General features: G+C 72.5%; 11 protein-coding genes. 7 read left to right on the forward strand and 4 right to left on the reverse strand.

All coding sequences use genetic code 11. The features are described 5' to 3' along the window. The first annotated feature begins 131 nt into the window (after positions 1–131). Both ABZ948_RS28620 and ABZ948_RS28625 read left to right on the forward strand, forming a co-directional pair. A complete protein-coding gene (locus tag ABZ948_RS28620; protein ID WP_359764217.1) occupies positions 132–809 on the forward strand; it encodes a phosphotransferase in 678 nt (225 codons plus the stop codon). 33 nt (positions 810–842) lie between these two features. Further along, positions 843–1,658, forward strand: a complete 816-nt coding sequence (locus ABZ948_RS28625; protein ID WP_359764219.1) for an SAM-dependent methyltransferase — start codon at positions 843–845, stop codon at positions 1,656–1,658. A gap of 21 nt (positions 1,659–1,679) precedes the next feature. Here ABZ948_RS28625 and ABZ948_RS28630 read toward each other — a convergent pair whose 3' ends face one another. Next, positions 1,680–2,585 carry a Sco1979 family transcriptional regulator gene (locus tag ABZ948_RS28630; protein WP_359764220.1) on the reverse strand — a complete coding sequence of 302 codons (906 nt, stop codon included), beginning with the start codon at positions 2,583–2,585 and terminating at the stop codon, positions 1,680–1,682. 101 nt (positions 2,586–2,686) lie between these two features. Continuing rightward, a complete protein-coding gene (locus ABZ948_RS28635) occupies positions 2,687–3,715 on the reverse strand; it encodes a Strvi_7410 family MBL fold metallo-hydrolase (RefSeq protein WP_359764222.1) in 1,029 nt (342 codons plus the stop codon). 159 nt (positions 3,716–3,874) lie between these two features. On the opposite strand from ABZ948_RS28635, the gene ABZ948_RS28640 reads away from it, so the two are divergent. Both ABZ948_RS28640 and ABZ948_RS28645 read left to right on the forward strand, forming a co-directional pair. Further along, positions 3,875–5,326, forward strand: a complete 1,452-nt coding sequence (locus tag ABZ948_RS28640; protein ID WP_359764224.1) for an aldehyde dehydrogenase — start codon at positions 3,875–3,877, stop codon at positions 5,324–5,326. A gap of 2 nt (positions 5,327–5,328) precedes the next feature. Further along, a complete protein-coding gene (locus ABZ948_RS28645) occupies positions 5,329–5,562 on the forward strand; it encodes a ferredoxin (protein ID WP_359764238.1) in 234 nt (77 codons plus the stop codon). 382 nt (positions 5,563–5,944) lie between these two features. Here ABZ948_RS28645 and ABZ948_RS28650 read toward each other — a convergent pair whose 3' ends face one another. Both ABZ948_RS28650 and ABZ948_RS28655 read right to left on the reverse strand, forming a co-directional pair. Next, positions 5,945–6,265, reverse strand: a complete 321-nt coding sequence (locus tag ABZ948_RS28650) for a GYD domain-containing protein (protein WP_359764225.1) — start codon at positions 6,263–6,265, stop codon at positions 5,945–5,947. Positions 6,266–6,687: 422 nt separating this feature from the next. Beyond that, a complete protein-coding gene (locus tag ABZ948_RS28655; RefSeq protein ID WP_359764227.1) occupies positions 6,688–7,350 on the reverse strand; it encodes a TetR family transcriptional regulator in 663 nt (220 codons plus the stop codon). 210 nt (positions 7,351–7,560) lie between these two features. On the opposite strand from ABZ948_RS28655, the gene ABZ948_RS28660 reads away from it, so the two are divergent. Genes ABZ948_RS28660 through ABZ948_RS28670 form a run of 3 tightly spaced genes read left to right on the forward strand, consistent with a single transcriptional unit; the run spans position 7,561 to position 10,906 of the window. After that, positions 7,561–9,099 carry a glycosyltransferase family 4 protein gene (locus ABZ948_RS28660; RefSeq protein WP_359764229.1) on the forward strand — a complete coding sequence of 513 codons (1,539 nt, stop codon included), beginning with the start codon at positions 7,561–7,563 and terminating at the stop codon, positions 9,097–9,099. Beyond that, positions 9,093–9,842 carry a class I SAM-dependent methyltransferase gene (locus tag ABZ948_RS28665; protein ID WP_359764231.1) on the forward strand — a complete coding sequence of 250 codons (750 nt, stop codon included), beginning with the start codon at positions 9,093–9,095 and terminating at the stop codon, positions 9,840–9,842. Before ABZ948_RS28660 ends, ABZ948_RS28665 begins: the two co-directional genes overlap by 7 nt. Beyond that, positions 9,839–10,906 (forward strand): prenyltransferase/squalene oxidase repeat-containing protein, encoded by a 1,068-nt coding sequence (locus ABZ948_RS28670; protein ID WP_359764233.1) that lies wholly within the window; start codon positions 9,839–9,841, stop codon positions 10,904–10,906. Before ABZ948_RS28665 ends, ABZ948_RS28670 begins: the two co-directional genes overlap by 4 nt. Positions 10,907–11,115 lie beyond the last annotated feature (209 nt).

Consider the following 11,115-nt stretch of genomic DNA (forward strand, 5'->3'; position numbering starts at 1 on the left):
GCTCACGGTTGCGGGTCAGCGCCGGAATTGCACCGGCTTTCCCCCGTACGGGTGTGATGACGACCCGCCTACTGTACCCGGGCGTAGAAAACCGCCCGAGGGCCCCGGCTGGGCCGGGGTAGCTTCGGCGTATGCCGACCACACCACCGGGGAAGCTGCTCGGCTCGGGCCGTCGCGCCGATGTCTTCGAGATCGACGAGGCGTGGGTGCTGCGCCGCGAGCGGGAGGGCGGTGGTGACGCGGCGGCCGAAGGCGCGGTGATGGCGCATGTGTACGCCCACGGCTACCCGGTCCCCCGGGTCCGTCCGTCCGGCTCGCGCACCGACCTGGTGATGGAACGGCTCTCCGGCCCGACCATGCTCCAGGCGTGCCTCGCGGGCGCCCTGGACGTGACGGAGGCGGGCTCGACCCTCGCCCGGCTGCTGCGCGACCTGCACGCCGTCCCCGCGCCGCGCTCCACCGACCCGGCCGTCCGCGTCCTCCACCTGGACCTGCACCCGGAGAACGTGATCCTCACGCCCGACGGCCCCCGCGTCATCGACTGGTCCGACGCGACGGAGGGCGACCCGGGCCTGGACTGGGCGGCGTCCGCGGTGATCCTCGCGCAGGCCGCCGTCGCCGGCGACTCGCTGTCCACGCCCGCCCACGCCATGCTGACCGCCCTGCTGGCCGACCCGTCCCCGCTCACCCGGCCGGCCCTGGACGAGGCCCTGCGCCGCCGTGCCGCCAACCCCACCATGACCGAGAGGGAAGTCGAACTGCTGGGAACTGCGGGGGAGTTGATCCTGTCCAGGGTGCGGACAGGCTAACGTTGGCCTTCCCGACCACACGCAGGAGCGTCCATGACCGACCAGGCGGAGAACCCCGAGCAGGAGCCGTTCCCCAAGATCGACACCTCGGTGCCGCACTCGGCCCGGATCTGGAACTACTGGCTGGGCGGGAAGGACAACTACGAGGTCGACCGGGTGGCCGGCGACGCCTTCCGCGAGATCTTCCCCGGCATCGAGACCGGCGCCCGCGCCGCCCGCTACTTCCTCGCCCGCGCCGTCCGCCACCTGGCCGCCGAGGAGGGCATCCGCCAGTTCCTGGACATCGGCACGGGGCTGCCCAACGTGGACAACACCCACCAGATCGCCCAGCGCGTGGCCCCGGAGAGCCGGATCGTCTACGTCGACAACGACCCGCTGGTACTGGCCCACGCCCGCGCGCTGCTCACCAGCACCACTGAGGGCGTCACCAACTACGTCGACGCCGATCTGCGCGAGCCGAGCACCATCATCCGGGAAGCGGGCAAGACGCTGGACTTCGACCGGCCCGTCGCGCTCATGCTGATGGGCATCCTCGGCCACATCGAGGACCACGACGAGGCGCGCTCGATCGTGCGGGAGCTGGTGGACGCCCTGCCCTCCGGCAGCTACCTCGTGCAGTACGACTCCACCGACACCAGCGAGGACTACGTCAGGGCCATCCGGCAGTACAACGAGGGCGGTTCGATCCCGTACATCCTGCGCAGCCCCGAGCAGATCGCGCGCTACTTCGACGGTCTGGAGCTGCTCGAACCGGGCGTGACGTCGTGCTCCCGCTGGCGCCCCGACGCGGAGGCGCTGGGCCTGCCGGCGGAGGTGCACCAGTACGGCGGTGTCGCCCGCAAGGTCTGAGCCGTCACATCCCCCTGGCGGTCAGGTCTCCTGGAGGAGGCGGTGCAGGATGGTCGGGGTCTCGTCCGGTGACTCGGCTTCGACCACCAGCCGGTTCATGGCGTCCCAGTAGCGCTCGATCTCGGCGGGCCGGTCGGGATAGAGGGCGGTCGTGAGCTTCTCGAGGTAGACCACGTCCGGCAACTGCCCGCCCGGCAGCCGCAGGATGGTGACCGGACCGCCTTCCGCGGCGTGACCCCCGGCGTGGAACGGCAGGATCTGCACCGTCACCTGCGGAAGCCGGCACGCCTCGATGAGATGCCGCAGCTGGGCGCGCATCACCCGGAGGCCGCCGACCGGGCGGCGCAGCGCGGCCTCGTCCAGCACCGCCCAGAGCTGGGCCGGCGGCTGCCGGTGCAGGATCCGCTGCCGGGTCATCCGCAGCGCGAGACGGCGGTCGATCTCCTCGGCGCCGGCGTCCGGGTGGGCCAGCCGGATGGAGGCGCGTGCGTAGTCGGCGGTCTGCAGCAGCCCGGGAACCCGCTGGACCTGGTAGCAGCGGATGAGGCTCGCCGCCTGTTCCGCCCCGAGGTAGCTCTGCATCCAGGTGGGCACCACGTCGCTGTAGTACCGCCACCAGGCGGGGGTGTTGGCCTGCTCGGCCAGCGCCAGCAGCGTGGCGCGTTCGGCCTCGTCCGTGACGCCGTAGAGCGTCAGCAGGTCGGCGACGTCACGCAGCTTGAAGCCGTGGCGCCCGGCCTCCAGCCGGCTGATCTTGGAGGAGGAGGCGCGGATGACGTGCCCCGCGTCCACGCGGGAGATGCCGCGCTCCTGGCGCAGCCCGCGCAGCCGCGCGCCCAGCGCCAGCCGCGGCACCATGGGTCCCGCCGACCGGTCGTCCAGGGCTCCGCTGCCGGTCGTCGGACGTGCGGCCTTTTCGGTGCCCATGGGCGTGTCTCCCGGTGCGAGCGGTGCGTCCGACCATCCTAGAGGGCGCCCGTCGACGTCAAGGGCCTTGTGCCACAGGCAAGTTCACCCGAGCTACCGCCTCACCGCGCCGCCACGTACGTCACCGGCTCGCTCCCGGGAACCGCCTCCGCCCGGCCCAGCTTCACCAGGCGGCGCAGATGGGCCTCGGCCTCCGAGACGGCGATGTTGCGGGAGCCGTACGGGATCTGGTCCCAGGGGCGGTTCCACTCCATGCGCTCGGCGAGCTGCCAGGGCGTGAGCGGCTCGGCGAGGAGGGCCAGCAGGGCGGTGAGGCGGTCCTCGTGGTGGGTGAGCAGCTCACGCACGCGGGCGGCCGCGTCGGGGAACGGATGCTGGTGGGCCGGGAGCACCTCGGCCGGGGCGAGGCGGCCCACGCGCTCCAGGGAGTCCAGGTAGTCGCCCAGGGGGTCGGTCACCGTGCTGTCGTCCGGGTCCTCGTACAGGCCGATGTGCGGGGTGATCCCGGGCAGCAGGTGGTCCCCGGAGAACAGGCGGCCGTGGCCCGGGAGTCGGGCCGGATGGCTCTCCTCCAGGTGGAGGCAGACGTGGCCGGGCGTGTGGCCCGGGGTCCAGATCGCGCGGACGCGGCGGCCGGGCAGGCCGAGGAGTTCGCCCGGGGCGATGTCGCGGTCGGGCAGGGCGGGGGAGAGGCCGGGCAGGGCGCGGGGCCGGGCCGCGCGCAGCGGGGCGACGTGCTCCTCGGGCGCGCCGGCGGCGGTGAGTTTGGCCGCCATGTACGAGAACCAGCGCTCGGGACGGGCTTCCCTGGTCCGCCGTACGACGGCGGCGTCCGCCGCGTGCATCGCGATCCAGGCGCCCGAGGCCTCCCGGACCCGGCCGGACAGGCCGTGGTGGTCCGGGTGGTGGTGGGTGACGACCACGCCGTGGATCTCGGCGACCGAGGTGCCGCAGGCCGTGAGGCCCTCCGTGAGCGTGTCCCAGGACTCGGGGTCGTCCCAGCCGGTGTCGATGAGCACCGGGCCGCGGTCGGTGTCGACGACGTACACCAGCGTGTGGCCGAGGGGGTTGTCCGGGATGGGGACCCGGAGGGAGCGGACGCCGCCGCGGTGGTCGGTCACCTGTGTCATGGGCTCCCCTGTCCGCCGGCTCCCGGCCACTATAACTAGAACCGGTTCCAATGGGAGTCGTCCCGTGCTGCGCGGTCCGTGGACTCCTCGGGGCGGGGCTGGTATCAGTGGGCATATCTGATGGATCGTCAGAGATGCGCTCCGGGGAGGCAGTCGGCCATGACCGAGCTCGTGGAACACGGACAGCTGTTCATCGGCGGGGAGTTGACCGATCCCCAGGGCCGGGACGTCATCGAGGTGATCTCGCCGCACACCGAAGAGGTCATCGGACGCGTCCCGCACGCCTCCCGGGCGGACGTGGACCGGGCCGTGGCGGTGGCCCGCCGGGCCTTCGACGAGGGACCCTGGCCGCGCATGAGCCTCGACGAGCGGATCGAGGTCGTCGGCCGGATCAAGGACGGCGTCACCGCCCGCCACGACGAGATCGCCCGCGTGATCTCCTCGCAGAACGGCTCGCCGTACTCCTGGAGCGTCCTCGCCCAGGCGCTCGGCGCGGTGATGGTCTGGGACTCGGCGATCGCCGTCGCGCGGAACTTCACCCACGAGGAGCGGCGCGAGGGCGTGCTCGGCAGCATCCTCGTGCGGCGCGAGCCGGTCGGGGTCGTCGCGGCCGTCGTCCCCTGGAACGTCCCGCAGTTCACCGCCGCCGCCAAACTCGCTCCGGCCCTGCTCGCCGGCTGCACGGCCGTCCTCAAGCCCTCGCCCGAATCGCCGCTCGACGCGTACCTGCTCGGCGAGATCACCCGCGAGGCCGGGCTGCCGGAGGGCGTGCTGTCGATCCTGCCCGCCGACCGGGAGGTCAGCGAGTACCTGGTCGGGCACCCCGGGATCGACAAGGTGTCCTTCACCGGGTCCGTCGCCGCAGGCAAGCGCGTGATGGAGGTCGCCGCCCGCAACCTCACGCGTGTGACGCTCGAACTGGGCGGCAAGTCCGCGGCCGTCGTCCTGCCCGACGCGGACGTCGAGACGGCCGTGGCGGGCATCGCCCCCGCGGCCTGGATGAACAACGGCCAGGCCTGCGTCGCCCAGACCCGCATCCTGCTGCCCCGCTCCCGCTACGACGAGTTCGCCGACGCGCTCGCCGCGGCGGCGGGCGCCCTGACGGTCGGCGACCCGCTGGACCCCGCCACCCAGGTGGGCCCGCTGGTGGCCCGGCGGCAGCAGCAGCGCAACCTCGACTACATCCGCGTCGGGCAGGAGGAGGGCGCGAAGATCCTCACCGGCGGCGGTCGCCCGGCGGGCCTGGACCGCGGCTGGTACGTCGAGCCGACCCTCTTCGGCGACGTCGACAACTCCATGCGCATCGCCCGCGAGGAGATCTTCGGCCCGGTCATCTGCCTGCTGCCCTACGACGACGAGTCCGACGCCGTGAAGATCGCCAACGACTCCGACTACGGGCTGAGCGGCAGCGTGTGGACGGCGGACGTCGAGCACGGCGTCGACATCGCCCGGCGGGTGCGCACGGGCACCTACTCGGTCAACACCTTCAGCCTCGACATGCTCGGCCCGTTCGGCGGCTACAAGAACTCGGGTCTGGGGCGGGAGTTCGGGCCCGAAGGGTACGGCGAGTATCTGGAGCACAAGATGATCCACCTGCCGGCGGACGCGTGACGATGGTCGACCGCTGGCACGTCGAGGTCGACCGCTCCCTGTGCATCGGCTCCGCCCAGTGCGTCCACCACGCACCGGACGGCTTCCGCCTCGACACCGCCCGCCAGTCCCACCCGCTCGCGCCCGACACGGACGCGAACGAGCGGGTGCTGGAGGCGGCGGAGAGCTGCCCGGTGGAGGCGATCCTGATCACGCTGGGGGACGGCGGGGAGGCGGTGTTCCCTCCGGAGGAGTAACCGCCCGGCACCCGTGCTCGGCGGCCGCTGTCCGGCACCCGGGCCTGGCGGCCGGCGCGCGCTGTCCGGTACCCGCTGTCCGGGGCATCGCCCCGCTGGCTCGCGGGGAGGGGGGGCTGGTGTCGGCCGCCCGGGGCATCGCCCCGTTGGCTCGTGGGGGTGCTGGTGCTCCCGGCCCGGGCATCGCCCCACTTGGCTCCCGGGTCTGCTGCCTGCCGCCCGGGGCGTAGTGCTGCCGGGGCGCGGGGGCTGGTGTTTGCCGCCGGGTCGAGTCCCGCCGGGTCGTGGGGTCGGGTGCTTGTTGTCCGGGGTATCGCCCCCACCGGCTCGTGGGGGCCGGCGCCCGCCGTCCGGGGCGCCGTCTCACCGTCTCGCCGGGCCGTCAGGCGCCGGGTGCGCGGTAGTCCACCCGCTGTCGGACGGCCTCGTCGACCTCCTCGGCCGACAGCAGCACGACCGTGCTCGTGCGGACCCCGCCGGCCGCCGAGACGACCATGCCCAGGGCCGCGGCGGAGGTGTTGCCCGGCAGCTCCGCCGTGACGTAGACGTCGTCCTCGCCGAAGGCCCAGTACATCGCCTCGACCCGGCCGCCCAGGCCGTCGACCATGCGCCCGACGACCTCGCGCCGCGCGCTCCCGCCTTCCTTGAGCAGCCCCTTGAGCCCGTCCGGGGTCAGCTTCACCTTGAAGAGGTACTTCGGCATCGGGGTCACCTTTCACTTCCGCCCGAGGAGTCGCATCGACTCCCTCATGTTCCTTCCGTCGCGCGCGGTCGTCGCGACGACAAGGGGTGCGAACGGGCCATATGGGTCACCCAGTGCATTTCCAGGGTATTCAGGTAAAAAATTCCGCCCAGGGTCTTCTCTCCGCGGGCAGAAGTCCTAACCTGGAAACAGGCCTACGGGACGAGTGAGGGAGTCCGACCGGAGTAGCCGACGTTGGCCGGAAGTTTCGGCTTCCGCCGGTGCCGACTGCGACGGTAGGGCTGAGAGGCCGGAAGGTCGCAGGGCCGCAAGGCCGGCGACCGGAAGGCGACCCCCAACACCTGATCCGGACCATGCCGGCGAAGGGAACCCGTCTCGTAGGTCGTTGTCGCGCGTCGGGGACGTCTACGTACGTCCGGGGATCACTTCCGCGCGTCGGGGGCCGTGAGGTCGATCAGCCGGCACACCGTCTCGATGTCGATCTTCACCTGGGCGATCGAGGCCCGGCCCGAGAGCCAGGTGATCAGCGCCGAGTGCCAGGTGTGCTCGATGACCCGCACCGCCGAGAGCTGCTGCGGGGTCGGGTTCTCCTGCCCCATCGCGTCCAGGATGATCGCCGTGGTCTGCCGGGACACCTGGTCGACCTCGGGGCTCACGCTGCGGTCGGCGAAGGTGAGGGCGCGGACCATCGCGTCGGCCAGGTGCGGCTCGCGCTGCAGGGCGCGGAAGGCCCGCATCAGCGTCTCCGCGACCCGCTCGGCCGCCGTCTCGCCCTGCGGGGGCTTCTTCCGCAGCGTGCCGTGCATGTGCTCCAGCTGGTCCTGCATCGTGGCGACCAGCAGATGGATCTTGGAGGGGAAGTAGCGGTACAGCGTGCCGAGCGCCACCTGCGAGGACTCCGCGACCTCGCGCATCTGCACGGCGTCGAAACCGCCCCGGCTGGCCAGCTGCGCACTCGCGTGCAGGATGCGGCGACGCCGGGCCTCCTGCCGCTCCGTGAGGGGAGCGGAGGCGGGGGCTGCGGCTCTGGCTTCCACCTTGGCCACCTTGTTCACCTTGGCGTTCACCTTGGCTTCCGCGGGCATGTGACGTCCCGTTCCGTGACCGTCCGTGAGGACGAGTGATCACACAGCATGGCACGGCACCGGCCGTGGCGTGAATCACCTGATCCACTGGTCACAGCGCCCCTACCTGCCGGTAGATTCGGAGCCTCCGAACGATCAAGTCTGAAACTTGTTCTAGATTAGCGTCCCGGCGTAATCTCGCGGGACAGTGCAGGGAGAAGGGGGCCCAGAGTGACCGCTGAGGCCAGGGAGGCCGGGGCCCCACAGGACCCGGCTGCCGACGGCTTGCGACCGCTCCACATCGCGCTCCTCACCTATAAAGGGAACCCGTTCTGCGGCGGCCAGGGCGTCTACGTCCGGCACCTCTCCCGCGAACTGGCCCGCCTCGGCCACCGCGTCGAGGTCATCGGCGCCCAGCCCTACCCCGTCCTCGACGAGGGCTACGACGGGCTGAGCCTGACCGAGCTGCCCAGCCTCGACCTGTACCGCCAGCCGGATCCTTTCCGCACCCCGGGGCGCGACGAGTACCGCGACTGGATCGACGCGCTCGAGGTCGCGACGATGTGGACCGGCGGCTTCCCCGAACCGCTGACGTTCTCGCTGCGCGCCCGCCGCCATCTGCGCGCCCGGCGCGGCGAGTTCGACGTCGTGCACGACAATCAGACCCTCGGCTACGGCCTGCTGGGCGACGTCGGCGCGCCCCTGGTGACCACCATCCACCACCCCATCACCGTCGACCGGCAGCTGGAGCTGGACGCCGCGGACGGCTGGCAGCGCCGCTACTCGGTGCGCCGCTGGTACGCCTTCACGCGCATGCAGAAGCGCGTCGCCCGCCGCCTGCCCTCCGTCCTCACCGTCTCCGGCACGTCCCGCCAGGAGATCGTCGACCACCTCGGCGTCCGCCCGGACCGCATCCACGTGGTCCACATCGGCGCCGACACCGACCTGTTCGCACCGGACCCCTCGGTGCCGGTCGTGCCGGGCCGGATCGTGACGACGTCCAGCGCCGACGTGCCGCTGAAGGGCCTGGTCCACCTCGTGGAGGCCCTCGCCAAGGTGCGAACCGAGCACCCCGGCGCCCACCTCGTCGTGGTCGGCAAGCGCCCCGCCGAGGGGCCGGTCGCCCACGCGATGGAGCGCTACGGCCTCGATGGCGCCGTCGAGTTCGTCAAGGGCATCTCCGACGCGGAGCTCGTCGACCTGGTCCGCTCGGCGCAGGTCGCGTGCGTGCCGTCGCTCTACGAGGGCTTCTCCCTGCCCGCCGCCGAGGCCATGGCGACGGGCACGCCGCTGCTCGCCACGACCGGGGGCGCGATCCCCGAGGTCGCCGGGAAGGACGGCGAGACGTGCCTCGCGGTGCCCCCGGGGGACTCCCAGGCACTGGCAGCGGGGCTGGGCCGCCTGCTGGGCGACGCGGAGCTGCGGGCGCGACTCGGAGCGGCCGGCCGGGAACGGGTGCTGCGGCACTTCACCTGGGCCAGGGCCGCGGAGGGGACGGTGGCCCGGTACCGCGAGGCCATCGAACGGGCCGGGGGCGGCGACGGCGTCACGGGCCGTACAGCGGCCCCGACCTCCGGCCGTTCCACGACCTCGACTTCCGGCCGTTCCACCACCCCGACCCCCGGCCGCTCCGCGCAGGCCGGCCCCGGGTCGGCCACGGGTGCCGGGGCGGCGGCCACGGGTGCAGGGGCGGCGGCCCCGGCCGGTGCCCTGTCCGCCGCACCCACAGATGTAGAAGGCGTCAACTCCGAAAGCAGGGCCACGTGCTGACCGTCGACTTCTCCCGGTTCCCGCTCGCCCCGGGCGACCGTGTCCTGGACCTCGGCTGCGGTGCCGGCCGGCACGCGTTCGAGTGCTACCGGCGCGGCGCGCAGGTCGTGGCGCTGGACCAGAACGCCGACGAGATCCGCGAGGTCGCGAAGTGGTTCGCGGCGATGAAGGAGGCCGGCGAGGCCCCCGAGGGCGCCACCGCCACGGCCATGGAGGGCGACGCCCTCGCGCTGCCCTTCCCCGACGAGTCCTTCGACGTCGTCATCATCTCCGAGGTGATGGAGCACATCCCCGACGACAAGGGCGTCCTCGCCGAGATGGTCCGGGTGCTGAAGCCGGGTGGGCGGATCGCCGTCACCGTGCCGCGCTACGGCCCCGAGAAGGTCTGCTGGGCCCTGTCCGACGCCTACCACGAGGTCGAGGGCGGCCACATCCGCATCTACAAGGCCGACGAACTGCTGGACAGGATCCGCGAGGCCGGCCTGGAGCCCTACGGCACGCACCACGCGCACGCGCTGCACTCGCCCTACTGGTGGCTGAAGTGCGCGTTCGGCGTCGACAACGACAAGGCCCTGCCGGTGCGCGCGTACCACAAGCTGCTCGTCTGGGACATCATGAAGAAGCCGTTGGCCACCCGGGTCGCCGAGCAGGCGCTGAACCCGCTGATCGGCAAGAGCTTCGTGGCGTACGCGACCAAGCCGCACCTGCCGCGTCTGAGCGACACCGGGGCGGACGCCCAGTGACGACTCCCCGGACGGAACACCTGGTCCTGCCCGGGGTGCTCACCGCCGGGCAGGCCGCCGAGACCGTCGCCGGCATCCTCGCCGTGCAGCGCGAGGACGGCGCCATCCCCTGGTTCCGGGGGCACCACCTCGACCCTTGGGACCACGTCGAGGCGGCGATGGCCCTCGACACGGCCGGCGAGCACGCGGCCGCCGAGCGGGCCTACCGGTGGCTGGCCCGGCACCAGAACGACGACGGCTCCTGGTACGCGGCCTACACCGACGGGGAGTTCGACGCCGTCACCGACCGCGGCCGGGAGACCAACTTCGTCGCCTACATAGCCGTCGGCGTCTGGCACCACTACCTCTCCACCGGCGACGACACGTTCCTGGACCGGATGTGGCCGACGGTGTACGCGGCGGTGGAGTTCGTGCTCCGGCTGCAACAGCCGGGCGGACAGATCGGCTGGCGCCGCGACGACGACGGCACACCGACCGCCGACGCCCTGCTGACGGGGTGCTCCTCCATCCACCACGCGCTGCGGTGCGCGCTGGCGATCGCCGAGCAGCGGGAGGAGGCGCAGCCGGACTGGGAGCTGGCGGCGGGAGCCCTGCGGCACGCCATACGCCACCACCCGGAGCGGTTCCTCGACAAGAACCGCTACTCGATGGACTGGTACTACCCGGTGCTGGGCGGTGCCCTGACGGGCGCCGAGGCCAAGTCCCGTATCGAGGAGGGGTGGGACCGGTTCGTCGTGCCCGGGCTGGGCGTGCGGTGCGTGGTGCCCAACCCGTGGGTGACGGGCGGGGAGTCGGCCGAACTCGCGCTGGCGCTCTGGGCGATGGGGGAGTCCGACCGGGCGCTGGAGGTCCTGCAGTCGATCCAGCACCTGCGGGACCCGGAGAGCGGGCTCTACTGGACCGGGTACGTCTTCGACGACGACGCCATCTGGCCGCGGGAGTTGACCACGTGGACAGCGGGTTCACTGCTGCTGGCCGTGGCGGCGCTGGGTGGGCACGAGGCGACGTGCCGGGTGTTCGGCGGGGACTTGCCCGTGGGGCTCGACTCGGACTGCTGCGCCTGAGAGCTCGGGGGGCTCGCTGAGCGTGCGGGCGCGGGTCGCGCGTGGCTGATCGCGCAGTTCCCCGCGCCCCTAGGGGGTGTCCGCAAAGTCCCGCCTGCCCCGCGACGCCCGGCACTCCCCCAAGCTCTTCGAGCAGGGGGTACCCCCACTCGCCGCACCGGGCGAACACCCGAGTACAACCAGTACGCGGGCGTCCGCCCGGCACGCCG

The organism is Streptomyces olindensis (genome assembly GCF_040645895.1).
Taxonomy (GTDB): Bacteria; Actinomycetota; Actinomycetes; order Streptomycetales; family Streptomycetaceae; genus Streptomyces; species Streptomyces olindensis.

Bases quoted from the DNA above. Each gene is read 5' to 3' on its own strand.
- ABZ948_RS28640 (WP_359764224.1), top strand. From the start codon at position 3,875: ATGACCGAGCTCGTGGAACACGGACAGCTGTTCATCGGCGGGGAGTTG.
- ABZ948_RS28655 (WP_359764227.1), bottom strand. From the start codon at position 7,350: ATGCCCGCGGAAGCCAAGGTGAACGCCAAGGTGAACAAGGTGGCCAAG.
- ABZ948_RS28635 (WP_359764222.1), bottom strand. From the start codon at position 3,715: ATGACACAGGTGACCGACCACCGCGGCGGCGTCCGCTCCCTCCGGGTC.
- ABZ948_RS28645 (WP_359764238.1), top strand. From the start codon at position 5,329: ATGGTCGACCGCTGGCACGTCGAGGTCGACCGCTCCCTGTGCATCGGC.
- ABZ948_RS28650 (WP_359764225.1), bottom strand. From the start codon at position 6,265: ATGCCGAAGTACCTCTTCAAGGTGAAGCTGACCCCGGACGGGCTCAAG.
- ABZ948_RS28630 (WP_359764220.1), bottom strand. From the start codon at position 2,585: ATGGGCACCGAAAAGGCCGCACGTCCGACGACCGGCAGCGGAGCCCTG.
- ABZ948_RS28625 (WP_359764219.1), top strand. From the start codon at position 843: ATGACCGACCAGGCGGAGAACCCCGAGCAGGAGCCGTTCCCCAAGATC.
- ABZ948_RS28620 (WP_359764217.1), top strand. From the start codon at position 132: ATGCCGACCACACCACCGGGGAAGCTGCTCGGCTCGGGCCGTCGCGCC.